The sequence below is a fragment of the Mangrovivirga cuniculi genome, assembly GCF_005166025.1.
Taxonomy (GTDB): domain Bacteria; phylum Bacteroidota; class Bacteroidia; order Cytophagales; family Cyclobacteriaceae; genus Mangrovivirga; species Mangrovivirga cuniculi.
Map to the genome: position 1 here is coordinate 244,661 of NZ_CP028923.1, position 20,450 is coordinate 265,110.

Annotated in this window: 17 protein-coding genes, 1 pseudogene and 1 riboswitch; of the genes and pseudogenes, 9 read left to right on the forward strand and 9 right to left on the reverse strand. The window is 37.5% G+C overall.

Annotated features, from left to right (window positions below; genetic code table 11):
• The first annotated feature begins 50 nt into the window (after nucleotides 1-50).
• The 5 genes and pseudogenes from cysC to DCC35_RS01160 all read left to right on the forward strand — a co-directional run bounded on the left by cysC (nucleotide 51) and on the right by DCC35_RS01160 (nucleotide 5,150).
• On the forward strand, nucleotides 51-653 hold the full coding sequence (cysC, locus tag DCC35_RS01140) for an adenylyl-sulfate kinase (RefSeq protein WP_137089052.1): 603 nt from the start codon (nucleotides 51-53) through the stop codon (nucleotides 651-653).
• 57 nt (nucleotides 654-710) lie between these two features.
• Nucleotides 711-1,616 (forward strand): sulfate adenylyltransferase subunit CysD, encoded by a 906-nt coding sequence (gene cysD, locus DCC35_RS01145; RefSeq protein ID WP_137089053.1) that lies wholly within the window; start codon nucleotides 711-713, stop codon nucleotides 1,614-1,616.
• Nucleotides 1,617-1,636: 20 nt separating this feature from the next.
• Nucleotides 1,637-2,917, forward strand: coding sequence for a sulfate adenylyltransferase subunit CysN (gene cysN, locus DCC35_RS01150; protein WP_137089054.1), 1,281 nt, complete (start codon nucleotides 1,637-1,639; stop codon nucleotides 2,915-2,917).
• A gap of 13 nt (nucleotides 2,918-2,930) precedes the next feature.
• A pseudogene (gene pheS / locus DCC35_RS01155) lies at nucleotides 2,931-3,955 on the forward strand (phenylalanine--tRNA ligase subunit alpha).
• 136 nt (nucleotides 3,956-4,091) lie between these two features.
• Nucleotides 4,092-5,150, forward strand: coding sequence for a hypothetical protein (locus tag DCC35_RS01160; RefSeq protein ID WP_137089055.1), 1,059 nt, complete (start codon nucleotides 4,092-4,094; stop codon nucleotides 5,148-5,150).
• A gap of 52 nt (nucleotides 5,151-5,202) precedes the next feature.
• On the opposite strand, the gene DCC35_RS01165 is transcribed toward DCC35_RS01160, so the two are convergent.
• From DCC35_RS01165 to guaB, 8 genes are all read right to left on the reverse strand, one after another.
• Nucleotides 5,203-6,168, reverse strand: a complete 966-nt coding sequence (locus DCC35_RS01165; protein ID WP_137089056.1) for an AAA family ATPase — start codon at nucleotides 6,166-6,168, stop codon at nucleotides 5,203-5,205.
• Nucleotides 6,169-6,171: 3 nt separating this feature from the next.
• On the reverse strand, nucleotides 6,172-7,545 hold the full coding sequence (locus DCC35_RS01170) for a peptidylprolyl isomerase (protein WP_137089057.1): 1,374 nt from the start codon (nucleotides 7,543-7,545) through the stop codon (nucleotides 6,172-6,174).
• Nucleotides 7,517-8,401, reverse strand: coding sequence for a peptidyl-prolyl cis-trans isomerase (locus tag DCC35_RS01175; protein WP_137089058.1), 885 nt, complete (start codon nucleotides 8,399-8,401; stop codon nucleotides 7,517-7,519). The genes DCC35_RS01170 and DCC35_RS01175 overlap by 29 nt, the downstream gene beginning before the upstream one ends.
• Nucleotides 8,376-10,280: a peptidylprolyl isomerase gene (locus DCC35_RS01180; RefSeq protein ID WP_137089059.1), complete on the reverse strand. Its 1,905-nt coding sequence runs from the start codon at nucleotides 10,278-10,280 to the stop codon at nucleotides 8,376-8,378. Before DCC35_RS01180 ends, DCC35_RS01175 begins: the two co-directional genes overlap by 26 nt.
• A gap of 86 nt (nucleotides 10,281-10,366) precedes the next feature.
• The gene (locus DCC35_RS01185) at nucleotides 10,367-10,786 is read right to left on the reverse strand and encodes an ATP-binding protein (RefSeq protein ID WP_137089060.1); all 420 of its coding nucleotides are present in this window, start codon (nucleotides 10,784-10,786) and stop codon (nucleotides 10,367-10,369) included.
• A complete protein-coding gene (locus tag DCC35_RS01190) occupies nucleotides 10,776-11,120 on the reverse strand; it encodes an STAS domain-containing protein (protein ID WP_137089061.1) in 345 nt (114 codons plus the stop codon). The genes DCC35_RS01185 and DCC35_RS01190 overlap by 11 nt, the downstream gene beginning before the upstream one ends.
• Nucleotides 11,121-11,151: 31 nt before the next feature.
• Nucleotides 11,152-13,179 carry a PP2C family protein-serine/threonine phosphatase gene (locus DCC35_RS01195; protein ID WP_137089062.1) on the reverse strand — a complete coding sequence of 676 codons (2,028 nt, stop codon included), beginning with the start codon at nucleotides 13,177-13,179 and terminating at the stop codon, nucleotides 11,152-11,154.
• Nucleotides 13,180-13,279: 100 nt separating this feature from the next.
• The gene (gene guaB / locus DCC35_RS01200; protein ID WP_137092569.1) at nucleotides 13,280-14,755 is read right to left on the reverse strand and encodes an IMP dehydrogenase; all 1,476 of its coding nucleotides are present in this window, start codon (nucleotides 14,753-14,755) and stop codon (nucleotides 13,280-13,282) included.
• A gap of 132 nt (nucleotides 14,756-14,887) precedes the next feature.
• Between guaB and pnuC the strand changes: the two genes are divergently transcribed.
• Complete coding sequence (gene pnuC, locus DCC35_RS01205; RefSeq protein WP_137089063.1) at nucleotides 14,888-15,514, forward strand: nicotinamide riboside transporter PnuC; 627 nt, start codon at nucleotides 14,888-14,890, stop codon at nucleotides 15,512-15,514.
• Nucleotides 15,469-16,005, forward strand: a complete 537-nt coding sequence (locus tag DCC35_RS01210; protein WP_137089064.1) for an AAA family ATPase — start codon at nucleotides 15,469-15,471, stop codon at nucleotides 16,003-16,005. Before pnuC ends, DCC35_RS01210 begins: the two co-directional genes overlap by 46 nt.
• Here the strand turns inward: DCC35_RS01210 and DCC35_RS01215 are convergent.
• Nucleotides 15,998-16,792, reverse strand: coding sequence for an SDR family oxidoreductase (locus DCC35_RS01215; RefSeq protein ID WP_137089065.1), 795 nt, complete (start codon nucleotides 16,790-16,792; stop codon nucleotides 15,998-16,000). The two genes, DCC35_RS01210 and DCC35_RS01215, sit on opposite strands and share 8 nt — an antisense overlap.
• 74 nt (nucleotides 16,793-16,866) lie before the next feature.
• A riboswitch (TPP riboswitch) is annotated at nucleotides 16,867-16,964 on the forward strand.
• 72 nt (nucleotides 16,965-17,036) lie between these two features.
• On the opposite strand from DCC35_RS01215, the gene DCC35_RS01220 reads away from it, so the two are divergent.
• Both DCC35_RS01220 and DCC35_RS01225 read left to right on the forward strand, forming a co-directional pair.
• Nucleotides 17,037-19,400, forward strand: a complete 2,364-nt coding sequence (locus tag DCC35_RS01220; RefSeq protein WP_137089066.1) for a TonB-dependent receptor — start codon at nucleotides 17,037-17,039, stop codon at nucleotides 19,398-19,400.
• A 1-nt stretch (nucleotide 19,401) separates the two neighbouring features.
• Complete coding sequence (locus tag DCC35_RS01225; RefSeq protein WP_137089067.1) at nucleotides 19,402-20,445, forward strand: DUF6687 family protein; 1,044 nt, start codon at nucleotides 19,402-19,404, stop codon at nucleotides 20,443-20,445.
• The last annotated feature ends 5 nt before the right edge of the window (nucleotides 20,446-20,450 follow it).

Here is a 20,450-nt window from a genome sequence, read left to right on the forward strand (position 1 = left end):
CTTAACCGTTATGATTTTATCAATTAGTTTTGTGTCTTTAATAAAATAATATGGCGGAAAATATACACCCTATATTCGATACTATCCTTGCAAAAAGTGATAAAGAAAAGCTCCTCAATCAAAGAGGAGTTGTTGTATGGATGGTTGGATTAAGTGGAAGTGGAAAAAGCACCCTGGCCAGAGGTCTTGAGAAAAAACTTCATGACGAAGGTGTTTTGACAATGCTTCTTGATGGAGATAACCTTAGAACAGGGGTTAATAACAACCTGGGTTTTTCAGATGAAGACAGAACTGAAAACATTCGTCGCGCTGCAGAAGTGTCAAAATTATTTTGTGAGTGTGGTGTGGTAACGATCTGTTCACTTATCAGTCCGACCAACTCGATTAGAAAAATGGCTAAAGAGATTATAGGAGAAGAAAATTACCTTGAGATCTTTGTTAATGCAAGTCTTGAAGAGTGTGAAAAAAGAGATGTGAAAGGTTTATATGCCAAAGCAAGAGCCGGTGAAATAAAATCTTTTACGGGTATAGATTCACCATTTGAGGTTCCTTCAAAGCCATTTTTAGAAATTATTACAGAAGGAAGTACAATTGAAGAATCATTGGAAACACTTATTGAAAGAGTATATCCAAAGATCCAATCAGGAAATTAAAAAATCATAAATAATTATTTTTAGCGTAAGAGCTACAAACAAACAAAAATCTATCAGATGAAAGCGTACAACCTAACACATCTGGAAGAACTGGAATCAGAGGCAATCTACGTAATACGTGAAGTTGCTGCCCAGTTTGAACGTGGAGCATTATTGTTTTCGGGTGGAAAAGACTCAATAGTTATGGCACACCTTGCCAGAAAAGCTTTTTATCCTGCAAAACTTCCATTTCCTTTAGTCCATATCGATACAGGCCACAATTTCCCTGAAACTATTGCATTCAGAGATAAATTTGTGAAAAAAATCGGAGCTGATCTTGTTGTCGGTTCAGTACAAAAAAGTATTGATGAAGGAAAAGCTGTTGAAGAAAAAGGATACAACGCTTCAAGGAATGCACTCCAAACAGTAACACTTTTAGACACCATCGAGGAGCACAAATTTGATGCTTGTATGGGTGGTGCACGCCGTGATGAAGAAAAAGCAAGAGCAAAAGAAAGATTTTTCTCTCACAGAGATGATTTCGGTCAGTGGGAACCAAAAAATCAGCGCCCTGAGCTTTGGAACATATTTAATGGTAAAAAGAACTATGGAGAACATTTCAGAGTCTTTCCAATTAGTAACTGGACTGAAATGGACATCTGGCAGTATATACTTAAAGAAAATATAGAACTTCCTCCGCTTTATTTTGCACACGAAAGAGAAGTATTTGTAAGAGATGGTGTGATCATGTCAACTGGAGAATTTATGAACCGTAAAGACGAAGAAAACATCATTAAAAAAGTTGTTCGATTCAGAACGATCGGAGATATGACCTGTACAGGAGCTGTTGAATCTGAAGCAGATACACTGGAAGGAATAATCGAAGAAGTTGCAGCCACAAGAGTTACAGAACGAGGAACACGAGCAGATGACAAGCGTTCAGAAGCTGCAATGGAAGATCGTAAAAAACAAGGATACTTTTAACCAACACTACATTGAAAATTATGAGTACTTCAAATAATAATACAGATGGATACCTGGACATGGAGCTACTTCGCTTCACCACTGCTGGAAGTGTTGATGATGGAAAAAGTACGCTTATAGGTAGACTTTTATACGACAGTAAATCAATATTCGAAGATCAATATCAGGCAATTGAAGAATCTTCAAAAAGAAAAGGTGACGAAAACGTTAACCTTGCCCTCTTAACTGACGGACTCAGAGATGAAAGAGAGCAGGGAATTACTATAGATGTAGCTTACCGCTATTTTGCTACTCCAAAAAGAAAATTTATAATTGCTGATACTCCGGGGCATATCCAATATACCAGAAATATGGTTACTGGTGCTTCAACAGCTAACCTGGCAATTATTCTTATTGATGCACGTAAAGGAGTTGTAGAGCAAACCAGAAGACATACATTTATTGCAGCTCTTCTTGGCATTCCTCATATTGTTTATTGTATTAACAAAATGGACCTTGTCGACTTTGAAGAGGAAAGTTTTGAAAGTATAAAAAAAGAGCTTGAGGGTTTTTCCAGTAAGCTGGACGTTAAGGATGTTCGTTTCATCCCGATCTCAGCATTAAAAGGAGATAACGTAGTAAATAAATCTGAAAATATGCCATGGTACCAGGGAAGTACTTTACTGTATCTCCTGGAAACTATTCATATCGGTAGCGATCACAATCATATAGATTGCAGATTTCCAGTACAGAACGTTATCAGACCACAATCTGATGAATGGCATGATTACCGAGGATATGCAGGCAGAATCGCAGGTGGCGTTTTCAAACCTGGTGATGAAGTTACCGTACTGCCTTCAGGATTCAATTCTAAAATTAAAAGTATTGATACATTTGACGGCCCGCTTGATGAAGCGTTTGCCCCACAATCTGTTACAATAACCCTGGAAGATGACATTGACATCAGCCGTGGAGACATGATTGTAAGAGAAAACAACCAGCCTTCCATTGGTCAGGATATAAACCTGATGCTTTGCTGGATGAATGACAAGAAAATGGTGCCTAGCGGAAAATATGCTGTAAAGCATACTACGAACGATGCCAGAGCCATGATCAAAGAAATAAACTACAAAGTTGATATCACCAGTCTCCACAGGGTTGAAGAAGATAAAGAGATTGGCATGAATGATATCGCCAGGGTAAAAATCAGAACTACTAAACCATTACTGTTTGATCGATATGATAGAAACAGAATTACAGGTAGTGTGATTTTAATTGACGAAGCAACTAATGAAACAGTTGCAGCGGGAATGATAGTTTGATTATTTTTGTGCCATGGAGAATATTGAAGCATTAAAAAAAGAAATTAAATCGTTTAAGGTTGAAAATGAGCAGCAGCTTGAAGAATACCGACTGAAATTTATTGGGCGAAAAAATATCATAAATGATTTATTTTCTCAGCTTAAAGACGTACCCAACGATCAAAAGAAAGCTTTTGGTCTTGCTGTAAATGAACTTAAAAACCTGGCTAAGGATACTTTCCAGGCACATATAGATGAATTAAATAATAATAAAGCAGGTGGCGCTCAATCATTTGATTTTGATCCGACTCTACCTGTTGCTCCAAACCAAACCGGGGCCTTCATCCCCTTACAATAGTAAGAAACAGAATCGTTGAAATTTTTGAACGAATCGGGTTTACGGTTGCTGACGGACCGGAAATTGAAGATGACTGGCATAACTTTACCGCTTTGAATTTCCCGCCAAATCACCCGGCGAGAGAAATGCAAGATACCTTTTTCATTGAAAGAGACCCGGACATTGCTCTAAGAACTCATACTTCATCAGTACAGGTCAGACTTATGGAAACTGACAAGCCTCCGATCAGAGCCCTAATGCCTGGTCGAGTATTCAGAAATGAGGCTATATCAGCGAGAGCACATTGTGTCTTCCATCAGATAGAAGGACTTTATATTGATGAAAATGTAGGGCTTACGGATTTAAAACAAACTCTTTATCACTTTGCTAAAGAGTTGTTCGGGCCGGATACCCAGGTGAGATTCAGACCTTCTTATTTCCCATTTACAGAACCTAGCGCTGAGATGGATGTTTCCTGTAATATTTGTAAAGGTAAAGGCTGCAATGTATGTAAATATACTGGCTGGCTGGAAATCCTTGGTTCAGGCATGGTCGATCCGAATGTATTAGAAAACTGTGGTATAGATTCAGAAAAATACACAGGTTTTGCATTTGGAATGGGAATAGAACGACTCGCAATGCTAAAATACAATGTTAAAGACCTGAGGTTGTTTACAGAAAACGATGTCAGGTTCCTAAGGCAATTTAAAGGAGCAGAATAGATATTAAACCGAATCAAAATGATTCGGTTTTTTTATGCATTTTGTAATTGATCAATTAATTCTTATCATGTAATTAAAAGCTTCAAGGCTTGTAGTTACAAGCCAGCTTCAAACTTTCAAACCAAATTGATTAATTATGAAAAGAACTATGCTAATGACTGTAGCTATTGCTATGGTGATCTTAAACTCCTGTACAAATAATGATGAAATAGTTCCTGAAAAACAACCTGAAAACTTTAAGATAGAGACGGCGAACGAAGACTTATTCAATGAAAGACACACTCAGCTTCCTGAAGAAATAACGATAAATTTCCCTGGTCTTTATCCTGAGGGAATTGCATTCAACCCCTGGAAGAAAGAGTTTTATGTTTCTTCTGCAAGAAAAGGCATTATAACCAGTGTAGACTTTGAAGGAAATATAGTGCCATTAACGGAAAAAGGTGATCTAATCACGACAACCGGAATGGACTTTTCCTATTTCACCCAAAAGTTATATGCCTGTAACGGGGATGCCGGGGTAAGTGAATATAGTTCACCATCTACTATCGCCCAATTAGCTGAGGTAGCTGCATTAAAACAAAAGCACAATTCTGATATTGAACTTAGTGGATTCGACTTATCCGGAATTTATCCGGGTCCACAATTTTTAAATGACCTTGTTCGTGATTGGTATGGCAACACTTATATCACAGATAGTTTTTCCCCTGTGATCTACAAAATTGATCGATATGGAAACGAGTCTGTATTTGCGGAAAGCGAGTTATTTCAAGCCCCTGCGGGAAATTTTGGATTAAATGGCATCATCTGGTCTCCAAAAGGATATCTTATTGCTGCAAAATATGATGAAGGAAAACTATTTAAGGTGTCAACTATTTATCCAGCTAAAATTCAGGAAATTCAAATTGATCAAAACATTGCTTCTCCGGATGGACTATTAATGATAAACCCCAACACAATACTTATGGTGGGTAACAACCTAGGTCAGGCAAATGGTCCGGTTGGTGTTTATAAGTTACAATCCTTTGATAACTGGAAAACGGCTAAAGTTGTAGATTTTATGCCTGTAAACAATAGCTTTCCAACTACGCTTACCAGAGTATATAATGAGGTTTACGTGTTGTATGGCGAAATAAATAAGCTTTTAACAGGAGCACCGGAAGTACAAAGTTTCAAGATAAAAAAGGTGAAATTTTAGCATTAAAAAAGGGGCAGTAAATCGCCCCTTTTTATCTATAATTATTTTTATACTATAATAACTTTTCAATTATTGCATCATTGTCAAGGTCTTCAGCATCAGCTTTGAAGTTAGATACAATTCTATGTCTAAGAACAGCTTTAGATACAGCTTGTACATCTTCTATATCCGGGGCAAACTTTCCATTTAATAGTGCATGACATTTAGCGCCGAGAATAAGATATTGGCCAGCCCTTGGGCCTGCACCCCACTCAATATATTCTTTAGTTATAGGGTCTGCCAACTCACTTGTTGGCCTTGTCTTATGAACTAAATTAACTGCATATTCTATCACATGGTCAGTGACCGGGACTCTTTTTACCAAATCCTGAAAAGACTGCATTTCTTCCGCTGAAAGAATAGGTTCTACTTTTTTTACACTGCCATCTGTTGTGCTTTTAACTATTTGAACTTCCGAAGCATAATCGGGATAGTCAAGCACAATGTTGAACATGAACCTGTCAAGCTGAGCTTCAGGAAGTGGATAAGTGCCTTCCTGTTCGATCGGGTTTTGTGTAGCTAAAACAAAAAATGGTTCAGGCAAACCGTATTTCTGTCCTCCGACAGTTACCTGGTGCTCTTGCATTGATTCCAGTAATGCAGCTTGAGTCTTTGGAGGAGTTCGGTTGATCTCATCTGCCAAAACGATGTTGGCAAACACAGGGCCTTTTATAAATCTGAAATTTCGATCTTTATCAAGAGTTTCAGCACCAAGGATATCCGAAGGCATCAAGTCTGGCGTAAACTGAATCCTGTTAAAGCTTAGATGCAATGCATCAGCAATAGTGTGAATTAATAGTGTTTTAGCCAATCCGGGCACCCCTACAAGTAAGCTATGGCCTCTGGAGAATATCGATATCAAAAGCAGGTCTACAACCTTTTCCTGACCGATAATTATTTTTCCAATTTCTGATTTTAGATCACTGAAAGCTTTTTGTAAAGCTTCGGCAGCTTCCTTGTCTGAGTTAAAGTTCTTCATATATTATTGCATGATCTTACATTCTTTGTATTCAGGATCAATAGCAATATAAACTTCATCTCTCGCATCCAAAAACCACTCCTCTTCTTTTTTGCCCTGTTTTTTTATCAGAGCTGCTCTTTTGATCCTTTCGAAATCATCCGTAAGGTTAGCCTCGTGAGGCTGAAACCTTTCTTTATAGTAAATAATTCTTGCTGCATCCTGTTGGTGCATTACCGTTCCCGGACTTGAAACTGTAAAGGTAAGAGGTTTTGAAATATCACCTACCTCCATCGTGTCAATTGCAAAATAAATATTTGCATCCATTTCTTCAGCCAGGACTCGTGGCACCCCACTTTGATCTGTAAAATAACCTCCTGCATCAGCAGTGTATTTATCATCGCTATATTCTTTTGCTGCCTCTTCAAAAGAAAGACTATCTTGTAATATAAGTGTTCTCATGCTGTCGAGGTAATTTTTGGCATCCTCAACATCTGCTGATGTAATCTTCGGAGCTATCAAAATATGTCTGCTTCGATATTCATTTCCTCTTCTGTCCAGTAATTGAATCAGGTGAAATCCAAAATCTGACTCCACCGGATCACTGATTTCTCCTTTTTCAATACTATATACTGTTCCTTCGTATTCAGGAACGAAATTCCCTCTTTTAGTCCATCCGTATTCTCCACCTTTCGCGGCAGAGCCAGGATCCTGTGAATATTTCATTGCAGCATCTGCAAAAGACAGTTGTCCGGATTCAATCTGGCGTTTAAGATCATTGAGGAAATCGATAACACGTTGCTTCTCTTCCTTATTGATTTCCGGATACTTGACGATCTGACCAGCTGTAACCTGTGTTGAAATAAAAGGTAATGAATCCGATATACTTTTATAAAACTGCTGAACCTCCCTTGGTGTAACAGATACATTAGCAGTAATCTCCTGCTGCATTCGCTGAATGGTCATTTGTTCGCGAATTTGATCTTTCAATTCATTTTTAATAGATTCCAGAGAACGGCCATAGAGCTGCTCCAATTGCGCTTCATTTCCTCCGACCGATTGTATAATTGAAGCTACACGTCGGTCAAGATTCGCTGTAACATCTTCATCAGAAACAATAACTGAATCAATTTCAGCTTTGGCAAGCATCAGCTTTCCAATAACCTGCTGCTGCAGAATACGACACTTCGTTTCTTGTCCGCCATAGTTACCCCGGCTTAAAAAGTCAAGGTATGCTTTTTCAAGATCGGATTTTAGTACTATGTAATCATCTACTTTCGCAATAATCCCATCTGCAGTTATTACTTCTTCATTATCCTGCGCATTAACATTTATGCATAAAAAGAATAATGCTACAACGAATGATACCTTACTGTCCAAATATTTCAAAATCTTCATTTTCTTTTGCACTTTCATATATGTCTTCTTCCAACTTATTGGATAGCTCCACTTTTCTTTTATTAATAATTATCGTTTTGATCTGATCCCTGACCACATCTACAGGAGAAATCTCATCGGTAATTTTATAATCTTTAATTCTTAAAAAATACCTGAAATTATCATCTGAAGTTTCATAAAATTTATTCCCCTTCAAAAATTGAACCTTATTAGGTATATCAGAAATTGGTGTTCCAATAATCAATTCATCAAAATTATGCCAGGTAGAATCATCAAGCATATATACCTGAGCATTATTATAGCAATATTCCTGAAGTTCCTCCTCATCTATATTAGCCGCCCTGAATTTAGTTCTGAATTCAGAAATTTTAGGGGCTTCCTTAGACAGTTTTACAAATCTTCCTTTGATAATATTTTGCATTAACTTGAAGTTGTCAGAGTGCTTTTCATAGTATTCCTGAATTTCTTCATCTGACACTTCCTGGTCTAATTGCTCATTAACATGTTTTTTCTTGTATTCGTAGATCAGTAATGAATATTTGTATTCAAGCAACCTTCTGTCAAGCTCTGCCTCGTCCATAACCATATTATCTTCAGCTTTGGCTATAATCAGTTGCTGTCGCACCCATTTATTAATATACTGACTTACCCTGTTTATACTGTCAGCAGCACTCATTTCATTACCGGTAAGCCCTTTAAGATCTGATTTATACAAATATTGATCTTCTACTTTGGCGATCGGTTTTTCGCCTTCCACCGGACTGTCATCTTTAAACTGTAACCAGTCACAAGAAGACATCAGTAGCATAACTACAATAAAAGCTATTCCTTTAAATCCTTTGCTCCTCAAGTTCATTTATAACTGATTGTAATAATTCTTCATTTACAATAACCTCATACTTTTCTTTGAGATTATCCAACCACTGCTCCTCAAGGTTTTTTTGATACCTGGAAACAACTTCTCCGCGTACTTTTGACAGTGGTTTATTTATAGCGGATAATTTCTCTTCGATAAATATTATTGCAAAATACCCATCTTTATTAACATACTGCAAACCTTTCTGCCATGGAGAGTTTTTAAAATATAAATAATCAGATCTGTCAAACACACCGTAATCAACAACTACATTTAAGGCTTGCAAATCTTTGCTAAGTATTTCTCTTTTATTCTTGTTACTAACCCAGGCTTCATCATTATCTATCAACCTCGTAACACTATCTGCAATATCTTTATTTTTAATCACTGTATACCATAACCTGGCAGATTGATCAGCAATATATTCATCTTTTATTTCTTCATAATAACTATACAGGCCTGTGCTATCATTATTGGCTTTATCCCACACTTCTCTTTCCATCGCTTCAAATAACACCATACCATCTGAATATTCATCAAGAAGGAATTTGAAATCAGAGTTCGTCTCATACAAATAGATTACTTCATTCTCTTCCAAGGCATAATCTACTGCTTTATTTATCTTTTGCTGGTTACTTCCGGCTAGCTTCTGTTCTAAAATATATGACAGAGAATAAGGCTTCTCATTTATATAAAATAAAGTGGTTGTATCAGGTATATTTTCACCCGAAACATACTTATTAAAATATTCTGTCTTTTTGAATCCAAACTTTTTTTTGAGTGAGTCTTGCAAAGACATTTCCAATTCTTTCATTCTCGACGAATTGGCTAGTCTAATTTTTAATTCTCTTTTAGTTTCTTCTAAACCGGGTACTGGTTGTTTCTGGATAAGCTTTACAATATGCCAGCCGTATCTAGACTTTAATGGTTTGGTATAATCACCGGGCTTTTCCAAGCCAAATGCCGGATCAAGGATCTCCGGATCAAGTTGCCCGGTTCCAAACCATTGTAAACGACCTCCGGCATCTTTTGATCTGACATCTTCAGAATATTTAGCGGTTAATTCATCCCAATCTTCTCCTTGTTCCAGTTTATTGTAAATCTCAGTAATTTCTTCTTCGGCTTGTTGAGAGTTATTATTATCCGCTTTTTTGTATATGTGGGCAATCAATACTTTACCCTGAGCCTTTCGTACATTCTCTACTTTAACGATGTGATATCCAAATCGTGTACGTACAGGATCTGAAATTTCTCCAACGGGTGTATTGTAAACAGCATCCTCGAAAGGCTCTACCATTTGAAAAGCTGTAAAATAACCAAGTTCTCCACTGTTAATTTTCGCAGAAGGATCTTCTGAATATTCCAATGCTATTTGACCAAAGTCAGCACCTTGATCAATTTTATTCTTCAGTTTTGAAATTTTATTATACGCTTTTAAGGTGTCCTGAGGTGAGGCCTCTTCTTTGACAGTGATTAGAATATGTGATGCCTTGATCTCTTTCTGAGTTCGGTCATACATCATCTTTACTAAAGAATCAGATACCTGAGAGGTTAAAAGATAAGGTTTGACCAGTTGACTTTTATATTGCTTGTATTCTCTTTTGAATTTTTCTGTGGTATCAACCATCATTGATCTTCCCTCAGCTACTTTCAACTTAAAATCAATGTATAAATCCAGATAATTTCTCACTCTGGAGTTTACAGACCCTGATGTATCACGGTTGTTTTTATTAAAAGCATATAAAAACTCAGCAACACTAATGCTGTCATTAGCAACCACCAATAATGGTTCTGCCTCCTCTGTTTCAAAAGTATTCACCCGGCATCCAAAAACCAGGATCGCCATCAATAAGGAAATTGTTGATAAGCTTCGGATCATCAAAAATTTAAGTTGATTATATGCAACCTGCAATGTTAAGAAAAAGTAGATGTTTAATGGAAAGGAAAGCTGTTTTTTTGCAAAGTTTAACTTAATGAAAGCTTTTTATATAATACGCAGCGGTTACCAAAGTCATCACTCTCTAATTCAATCTTATCGATAAGTCGCTTTACAAGCATTAATCCCATGCCGCCTTTGCTTCTTTTTTTAATCAAATCGTTAAGATCCGGCATTTTGTATCCATTAATATCAAATATGCATGAAGGATCTACAATATCAACGCGAATGAGATCTTTCTCTTTTTTACTGATATAAACTTCGAATATTTGTTTTGTATTACAATCATTGCCGTGGATAATAAGGTTAGCGCATACTTCATCTATGGCAGTCACTAAATTGTAGACGTCAGTTTCTGACATTTGCCAATTAGACAAGGATGTAGATACAAAATCCCTGATATGCCTTAGATTGTTTTTTCTGCAACTAGCTTTATATCTAAATTTCATTTAAATATCCCTTTGCCTCCTCTTCAGTTTGTTTTATTGTTAACACCTGGTGTAAACCAAGGATCTCAAATGTATTATATACTTTGGTGCTAAGTCCAAATATCACCATCTTCAAATCTTCCGCCTCCATTGGTTCTACATATGACATGAAAACCCCCAGCCCTGCAGAAGATATATACGATAATCCGGTACAATTGATTAGTAACTTGTTCTCGCCTTTATCCAAAGCCATTGAAATCTGCTTATCGAGTTCTATTGATGAACTTGCATCTACCTCACCTGTAATAATAATATGGTATATGCCTTCTTGTTTTTTAGTGCTGATTTCTAGCATTTTGTACGAAAAAATTTATAGTTAGTTATATCTATTTAAATTTAATTACCATCATGGTATAGTCATCCTTCAACGGATTGGTGTCACAAAAATGGTAAACTTCTCTAATAATGGCATCTTGAATATCAAGTGCGCTAAGGTCTTTGAACCTGGTTAGACAATGTTGTAATCTATCATAGCCAAACTCTACTCCATCGGGATTTGTTGCTTCAGTAATACCATCAGTATATACCACCATTATATCGCCGGATTGATAAATTGATTCAATCTCCTGAACGAATGGCAGATATTCCTTTTTCCTGATCACGCCAAGTCCTAGTCCTTTATTCTTAAAATAGAAAGTTCTGTCTTCTTCTTTTGAATAATATAAAGTCGGACAATGCCCTGCCCGAACGAATCGAACTGATTTCTCTTGTGTATTTACTATAAAATACGATAAAGTAACAAAATTATTTTTTTCAAGAATACGGCTTAGCGTTTCATTGGCCCTGACAATAAAATCTATCGGGTCAAGTCCAAAGGGTACAAGACTATGAAAAACACCTTTCACCTGAGACATATTAAATGCAGCTGAAGTTCCCTTTCCGGAAACGTCTGCTATCACCAGGGCTATGTTTTCTTCATCGATTCTGAACGTATCGTAATAATCACCTCCAACTTCATCGGCAGCCTGTGAAAAGCTGGTAATTTCATAACTTTCATGTTCGATCAGCCTGTCCGGAAGCAGACTTTCAGATACCTTCTGGGCAATCTTTAGTTCCTCTTTATATCGCTCAGTAGTTATTGCCTCTTCCATTAACCTGGCGTTTTCGATCGAAATCACAGCCTGGGCCGTAAATGTTTCGATGATCTCAAGCATATCTTTATTAAAGCCGTCCTTAACTTCTTTTAAAAGGACGAGGTCTCCGGCTGATACACCTTGAATATTAATCGGACAGACCAAAACAGATTTATATGCTCCTTTATTTAATGAATAAATCTTTCTTCTTCTGAAAATCGAGGATTTCTTATCTTTTGATGTATCAATATTAGTTTTTATTGCTGCGATATCTGAACCGGAAATTTCATAATGCAGCAACAACTCCTTTCCTTTTTCTGTTATTTCTAACCATCCGGCATCTGCCAGTACTGCACTCATCGAGCTGTTAAGCAACACATCAAAAACAAATTCATCTTTTTGTTCTGAATGAAAGGTTTGGGAAAGATCTTTAAACCTCAATACATCTCCGAGTTTTTGTTCGAAAACAGAACTTGTCGGCAGATTGAAAAGAAGAACTAACACTGAGAAAACCACATAGACCGATACAAATGTGAATAAAGCAATTATTGTCACATTAGACTGAAGAAGTGTAATGCTTGCTTCCAGATTTACTCTTACCAGTACCAGATTGATAAAGTAGTATAAATAAACCCCGGATAAAGTAAGCAACAGGATACTTTTTAATTTCTGATTGAAATTGAGATAAGCAACCCATTTCATATTTACCGACAGAATAATACTCATCACTGTCAGAAAAAAGAATACAGAAAGCGAAAAAGGCTCTGTAAATTCAAGGTCCCAAAAATTCAATAACACTGAGGCCAGTAATGTATATTCAAAAACATTCCATATTCTTAATAATGAAATGGTTTTCTGGTAAAGGATCAGTCGCTTGAATACATGATAGGATGAAATGAGCAGCGCACAGATCACTCCAATGTTTATATGATATTGAATATTAAGAACAAATGGATTTACTGCGAAACTATGGCCTTCAAAGATTGAAAGGAAATACGAAAGACCTATTGAAACAAAAATTGCCAGTAGCCCGGTAATGAAAACCCTCCAAAGCAGATCAATGAAGTTACTACTGGCATAGCGTTGTACCTGGAAATGATAGTATACAAAAAGAAATATTATAAACGAATCCAGAAATGCCCGGGAAAAGAAGTTTTCAATATTTACCGCCAGGGCATTTTTAGTGGTAAAAAGAATGACCACGTCGACAACTGAAAGGCCTATCCAACTGAATAAGGCTCCGAAAAATACCAGTCTTCTTATGATCTTCGTCGATAACATGGCGCCAATATAATATTTAACTTTTTTAACCGGAAACAAAAATAAAAGAGCTGCCCGAAGAGCAGCTCTTTTTTATCGTTATTTTTTGTTAAGTCGCTATTTAATATTTGACACTGTAGTTAGGTGCTTCTCGTGTAACCTGAACATCGTGAGGGTGACTTTCTTTTACACCGGCAGCAGTAATCTTGACGAATTTAGCTTCTTTCATTGCCTCGATATTTCCTGCACCGCAGTAGCCCATTGAAGCCTTCAATCCTCCAACTAATTGATAGATAACTTCGGAAACAAGCCCTTTGAATGGTACTCTACCGACAATTCCTTCAGGAACTAATTTCTTAATATCATCTTCAGCATCCTGGAAATATCGATCTTTTGAACCTGATTCCATTGCTTCCACAGAACCCATCCCGCGGTAAGTCTTGTATTTTCTACCTTCGTAAATCACTACCTCTCCCGGAGCCTCTTCTGTTCCGGCAAGTAATGACCCGATCATAATGCTATCAGCTCCGGCAGCTATTGCTTTTGCAATATCACCTGAGAATCTAATACCACCGTCAGCAATTACCTTTGTTGGACGATCTTTTAGCGCTTTTGATGCTTCATATACAGCAGACAACTGAGGTGCACCCACTCCGGCAATCACCCGTGTAGTACAAATACTTCCTGGCCCTACACCGACTTTTACACAATCTGCTCCGGCATCTGCCAATGCAATTGCTGCTTCAGCTGTAGCGATATTTCCGACGATCATATCAAGGTCAGGAAATTTATTCTTAATTGACTTCGCCATATCGATCACTCCTTTAGAATGTCCGTGAGCAGTATCAATACTTACTACGTCAACGCCTGCTTTTACAAGCAAAGTAATTCGCTCTTCGATATCAGGTGTAACACCTACAGCAGCTCCGACTCTTAATCTTCCAAAAGAATCTTTACATGCATTAGGCCTGTCTTTATTTTTAAGAATATCTTTATATGTAATAAGCCCGATTAGATTATTATCCTCATCAGTGATCGGTAGTTTCTCGATCTTATGTTCCTGTAGGATTGTTTCGGCCTCTTCAAGGCTGATTCCTTCGCTTGCTGTTACTACATGATCTCTTGTCATGATATCTTTGACAGGAAGGTTTAGATTTTTCTCAAATCTCAAATCCCTGTTCGTAATGATACCCACAAGCTTATTATTTGAATCCACTACCGGAATTCCTCCGATCTTGTTTTCTTTCATAATAATTGCAGCATCTCTTACCTTGGCATCAATCGCAAGGGTGATCGGATCGATGATCATACCACTTTGTGATCGTTTTACCTTCCTAACCTGCTCAGCTTGTTGTTCTTTGGTCATATTTTTATGAATAAAACCAAGACCTCCCTCAAGAGCCATAGCAATAGCCAGCTCTGATTCAGTAACGGTATCCATTGCTGCAGAAACCAGTGGAGTATTAAGCTTGATGTTTGGGGTTAAGTAGGTACTCGTATCAGTATCGCGAGGCAATACATCTGAGTAGGCCGGTACTAAAAGCACGTCATCATAAGTGAGCGCTTCGTAGAGAAATTTTGATGAGTCTATTGACATAGCAAATAACTTAATAGGAACTATTATTTGCCGTGCAAAATTAGCTTTAGTCCACCACATTTAAAACAAGTTTGGATAAATTATTTTTTATTTAGTTAGTTTTGCCTTTCATATGTCAGAAATAGTCCAATTATGATCGAATTTTTTGTTCAGGGTATTCAAAATGGTATTCAAAACATGACCTGGCTCGAAGTCATCGGAGTGGTATTTGGAATTACCAGTGTCTTTTTCTCTATCCGGAAAAGTATTTGGGTATATCCGACGGGAATTATTTCTGTGGTAGTCTATATCTACATTTGCTATAAATTCAAGCTCTATGCAGACATGGGTATCAATACCTATTATTTTATAATGAGTATTTATGGATGGTATGTCTGGTCACGGAGAGACCCAAACGACCCTGCCCATCATACTCCTGTCACAATTAATTCGACAAAAGAAAATATCATCTCTATTCTGATGACCGGGTTATTCTGGGTAACAATCGTAATGATATTAAGTCTTACTGACAGTGATGTGGTATATTATGATGCATTTACATCTTCTGTAGCGATGACCGGGATGTATTTGATGGCAAAGAAAAAAGTTGAAAACTGGATAGCATGGATCATCACAGACCTTGCCTCCGTTCCATTATATATTCATAAAGAACTGGCATTTACTGCCTTTCAATATCTTGTATTTTTAATTATGGCCGTTGTCGGGCTGATTGAATGGATAAAAACTTACAAAAAGGAACACAATTACGAATCGCAGTAACAGGACCTGAGAGCTCAGGTAAAACCACACTTACTAAAAAGCTGGCTGAGCATTTTGATGCCAGCTATGTTCCTGAGTATGCCCGGGAGTATCTTATTAATATTGATCGGGAGTATGAAGAAAGTGACCTGCCCGAAATTGCTAAAGGGCAGTGGTGGAGCTGGAATAATATCCGCAAAGACAAAAGCAACTTGTTCATTGCAGATACTGAAATGCTTGTCATTAAGATCTGGAGTGAATATAAATACGGGAAAACACACCCATTCATAAAATACCTGCTTAAAAAGCAGAATTTCGATGCCTTCATCTTAACCAAAGCAGATATTCCCTGGGAAGAAGATGAATTGAGAGAAAACCCCTTAGACAGGGACATTCTGTTTGATATGTATTTAAAAGAGCTCAAAAATCAGCCAAAGCCTTTCATCATCGTGGAAGGTGAAGACCCTGAAAGAACTCAAAAAGCAATTGATTTTATTAATTCACTCAGGTAACATCTATTTTCTCCAATACCTTAGCCATCATCCCCGGCCACAATCTTTTAAGAACCAATCCACTAGATTCTTTAAGCCCTGCTATATAGACTTCCCGCTTATTTTTCTTTAGCGAGCGAACGATTTTTCTCGCACACTTATCTGCTGGAATACCGTGAAGATTTCCAGGCTCAAGAGTTCCCAGTGGACTTCCATCAGCAGTAACTGCCTTTAATGTGATCGGCGTTTTTATAAAGCCCGGGCAAACCAGTGTAACATTTATCCCGTGTTTTGAATTTTCAGCCCGAAGAGAATCAAAATATCCATGAAGAGCATGTTTACTTGCAGCATAAGTTGATCGATAAGGTGTGCCATATTTTCCGGTAACACTACTAGTCGCTACAATGTGTCCGGCATTCCTTTCAATAAAATATGGTAAAACTATGCGAGTCAGGGCAACAGCACTAAAGAAATTTACTTCCATTATTTTTCGTGTGGCAGAAAGATCGGTTTCTGCCGCAAGAGACCGTTGGGTTACACCTGCATTATTGATCAATATATCTAAAGAGCCATATTCATTTAATACTTTATCAAATGCAGGCTGTAGGGTTTCAACATTCGTCACATCCAAAGGCAAAATCATATGACCTGTTCCTTTACATTGAGACCTGACCTTTTCAAGTTCTTCTTCTCTTCTTGCCGAAAGAATAACTTTAGCCCCATTTTCACTTAGCTCTATAGCAAGGGCCTCACCAATTCCGGAGGACGCCCCGGTAATCCAAACAATAGAATCTTTTATTTTTGTCATAGATGTTTATTTGTTCCAAAATAATATTTTCTAAACATTATTGCAGAATATGCGTCCTTATTATTAGAATTGCACTGCAAATTCAGGGGTGCCCTAAAAATTTCGGGCTGAGATCATACCCTTATCACCTGATTCCGGTAGTGCGGACGAAGGGAGTAAGATTTAAGATTAATAACAAACACCATTGAGGTTAAGGTTCAGCTACCCCTGTCTTGCTGATGTTAAACCTTTAAAACCTTAAATTATGTTTCGCTTAACTCTATTAAGCATTTTCACTTTTGTATCATTCATGATACAGGCTCAACATTCATTTTCCGGGAGCATTTCGGATGTAAATGGCGAGCCGGTTGTCGGAGCTTACGTATTGCTGGGAGAAAAATCCAAAACTGTTACTGATGCAGATGGAAAATTTGAATTCCAGGATATTCCTTCTGGCAATTACATGCTCAAAATCAGCCATATTAGTTTCCAAAAATTCAGCAAGGAAATTTCGATACCTGAGCAATCCTCTATCGATGCTGTATTAAAGGAGCAGGTAATTCAAAATCAGGAGGTGACGGTATCTGCATTAAGAGCTGGCGCAAAAACTCCAACCACTTATCAAAACATTGATAAAAAAGAGCTCAATGAACTAAACCTTGCCCAGGACATGCCATTTCTGCTCAATTTAACACCTTCTGCTGTATCAACTTCCGATGCCGGAGCTGGTGTAGGTTATACCGGGATCCGTATTCGGGGTAGTGACGCTACGCGAATTAATGTAACAATTAATGGTATTCCAATCAATGATTCTGAAAGCCACGGTACTTTCTGGGTCAACATGCCCGATCTTGCCTCTTCAGTAGAAAGTATCCAGATCCAAAGAGGTGTAGGAACTTCAACCAACGGCTCAGGTGCATTTGGAGCATCTGTGAATATAGAAACTAACAACATGCAGGATGATGCATATGGCGAAGTAGCCCTATCTGCAGGGTCTTTCGATACTTATAAGTCGACCGTAAAATTTGGATCGGGATTACTCAACGATCATTTCATTATTGAAGGTCGTTTGTCAAAAATTGAAAGTGATGGATTTATTGATCGGGCAAGTAGTGACCTAAGATCTTTAAATCTTGCTGCTGCATATACTTCTGACGATCACTTATTGAAATTTATTGTGCTTTCAGGAAGAGAAAGAACCTACCAGGCATGGTATGGAGTCAGTGCAGAAGATATCGCTACCTTCGGAAGAACTCATAACTGGGCAGGTTATTATTTCAACCAGCTTGGCGAAGAAGGGTATTATGATGACCAGGTGGATAATTATGGCCAGGATCATTACCAGCTTCTTTATACTTATAGTGGGCTGGCTAACTGGAAAATTAATACTGCATTACATTATACTCGTGGTAAAGGTTACTATGAAGAGTATCATGGTTCTGAACCATTTAGCGATTATTATCTTGAACCATTGGTTTTCCAGGATAGCACAATTAATCAAACTGACCTGGTCAGACGCAAATGGTTGGATAATCATTTTTATGGTGCCACTTTTTCAGCAGAATTTAATCCGGATGCACCTTATCAATTAACTTTTGGTGGTGCTATCAACAGGTATGACGGAGATCATTTTGGAGAGGTAATCTGGGCAAGATATGCTTCTCAGACAGAAAACGATTACGAATGGTATCGAAATACCTCTGTAAAAGATGATTACAACTTTTATGTTAAAGGATTATACGACTTCAATCAAAAGTTATCGGTTTTCGGTGATATCCAATTCAGAATGATCGATTACACAATGGAAGGCGTTTTTGATGGTTCTCCTGAAATGAGATCAATGAATTATGACTTCAACTTTGTTAATCCGAAAGTTGGATTAAACTATGCTATTAGTAATAATCTGAGCCTGTATGCCAGCTATGCAGTTGGAAGAAGAGAGCCAGTGAGAAGTGATTTTGTTGATGCTCCACAAGGTGAACAACCTAAACCTGAAAAGCTTAATGACTTTGAATTAGGATTTAGAAGCCAGGGATACAAATTTGCCGCAGAGGTTAATTCTTATTTTATGTATTATGAGAATCAGCTTGTACTTACCGGTGCTGTAAATGATGTTGGAGGATATATCAGGCAAAATGCAGGAGAGAGCTACAGGGCCGGAATTGAAGTAAGTGGTCTTTATAATTTCAGTAATCAGTTTACAGTTGAAGGAAATATTAGCTTTAGTAGAAATCGAATTGAGGAGTTTAGAACATTTGGAGAAACAGACCTCGTTACTTATGAAGATACTCCGATTGCATTTTCACCTAATGTAATCAGTTCGGTAATCCTGCGATATAATCCAACAGATGATCTGTCTATTAACCTGATCAATAAATATGTTGGTTCTCAATACCTGGATAATTCAGGAAGAGAAGTTAGTAAACTTGATGATTACTTTGTAAATGACCTGAAAGTAGGATACAATATTCCAATAAAATCAGGTATTAAATCACTTTCATTAGATTTATTAGTGAATAATATATTTGATCAGGAATATGCAAATAATGGCTATATGTGGGGAAGCACTCAGTACTTTTACCCTCAGGCCGGTAGAAACTTCCTTGTTGGTTTTACAGCCAGATTCTAGAATGAAATTCGTTCCGTTTCATAATATACCAGAACCAGAAAAGTGCCTTGCGGTGGATTGTACCCATCGTAAGGCACTTCCTTTAAGTCATTGGCGAGGGTCTTCTTCACCTGAAGACCTTCACGATGACACTTCGGCAGCAATATGCCTGAATGCAATAGAAACAGGACTTACCCAAGAGTATAAGTATGTCACCAATAATCATTTTGATATTGATGGCTTCTTAGGCGTATGGTCAGTTATAGAACCGGAATTAGCAATAAAGAATAAACAACTAATCAGACAGGCTGCCCTAATCGGAGATTTCAGAGAATTACCCGACCTGACTGATCCAATAAATGACAAGGCACTTAAACTAGTTTGCCTGATTAACAAGATTGAAAAAGATCATTTTTACGCTCCTTTTGAAGCACAGGATCAAGAGGATAAAGAAAGTTCTGCATGCATAGAAAAGTATGAGTATTTCCTTCCGAGATTAAAATCGTATTTGAATGACATCAATAAATATGCTGATTATTGGAAAGAAGAATACGATAGTGTTTTAGATGGTCTGACAAATATTACCTCAAACGACTATGACGAATCCATTCGACTCACAGTTATTCATGCTGAAAAACCTATACATTATTATTCCCTGTTCAAAGAAACTGAAAATTCCGACATGGTTCTTTCCGTTTATCCTGAAAACAGGTTTGAATTGGAATACAAATATACCACTTGGGTGGACACCAACCGCTTGAGTTATCCCCGTGTTGACCTGACTCCTTTAAGTGAGAAATTAAATGCCTTAGAGAAAAATCCGGGCATCTGGGCAGGGGATAAAATTACAGATACAGGCCCAATTTTAAGGTTATCTCGTGAAAAGCTTTCAAAAGCGCAACGGTTTGACCATCCTTTTAGTCGACCGATTCATAAGAGCAGTATTCCTAAAGAAGAGTTCCTGGATATCATCCGATCCTTCTTTGAAGAAGCTTATGGCAATGTCAAACCTCAGAATAATTACACCTGGGAAGAAATAAAAGAATGGAATAGGCTTAGGGTTTAAAACCT

Bases quoted from the DNA above. Each gene is read 5' to 3' on its own strand.
- DCC35_RS01170 (WP_137089057.1), bottom strand. From the start codon at position 7,545: ATGAAGATTTTGAAATATTTGGACAGTAAGGTATCATTCGTTGTAGCA.
- DCC35_RS01165 (WP_137089056.1), bottom strand. From the start codon at position 6,168: ATGAAGAACTTTAACTCAGACAAGGAAGCTGCCGAAGCTTTACAAAAA.
- guaB (WP_137092569.1), bottom strand. From the start codon at position 14,755: ATGTCAATAGACTCATCAAAATTTCTCTACGAAGCGCTCACTTATGAT.
- DCC35_RS01220 (WP_137089066.1), top strand. From the start codon at position 17,037: ATGTTTCGCTTAACTCTATTAAGCATTTTCACTTTTGTATCATTCATG.
- DCC35_RS01180 (WP_137089059.1), bottom strand. From the start codon at position 10,280: ATGATCCGAAGCTTATCAACAATTTCCTTATTGATGGCGATCCTGGTT.
- DCC35_RS01185 (WP_137089060.1), bottom strand. From the start codon at position 10,786: ATGAAATTTAGATATAAAGCTAGTTGCAGAAAAAACAATCTAAGGCAT.
- DCC35_RS01190 (WP_137089061.1), bottom strand. From the start codon at position 11,120: ATGCTAGAAATCAGCACTAAAAAACAAGAAGGCATATACCATATTATT.
- DCC35_RS01225 (WP_137089067.1), top strand. From the start codon at position 19,402: ATGAAATTCGTTCCGTTTCATAATATACCAGAACCAGAAAAGTGCCTT.
- DCC35_RS01160 (WP_137089055.1), top strand. From the start codon at position 4,092: ATGAAAAGAACTATGCTAATGACTGTAGCTATTGCTATGGTGATCTTA.
- DCC35_RS01215 (WP_137089065.1), bottom strand. From the start codon at position 16,792: ATGACAAAAATAAAAGATTCTATTGTTTGGATTACCGGGGCGTCCTCC.
- DCC35_RS01210 (WP_137089064.1), top strand. From the start codon at position 15,469: ATGGATAAAAACTTACAAAAAGGAACACAATTACGAATCGCAGTAACA.
- pnuC (WP_137089063.1), top strand. From the start codon at position 14,888: ATGATCGAATTTTTTGTTCAGGGTATTCAAAATGGTATTCAAAACATG.
- cysN (WP_137089054.1), top strand. From the start codon at position 1,637: ATGAGTACTTCAAATAATAATACAGATGGATACCTGGACATGGAGCTA.
- DCC35_RS01175 (WP_137089058.1), bottom strand. From the start codon at position 8,401: ATGAACTTGAGGAGCAAAGGATTTAAAGGAATAGCTTTTATTGTAGTT.
- DCC35_RS01195 (WP_137089062.1), bottom strand. From the start codon at position 13,179: ATGTTATCGACGAAGATCATAAGAAGACTGGTATTTTTCGGAGCCTTA.
- cysD (WP_137089053.1), top strand. From the start codon at position 711: ATGAAAGCGTACAACCTAACACATCTGGAAGAACTGGAATCAGAGGCA.
- cysC (WP_137089052.1), top strand. From the start codon at position 51: ATGGCGGAAAATATACACCCTATATTCGATACTATCCTTGCAAAAAGT.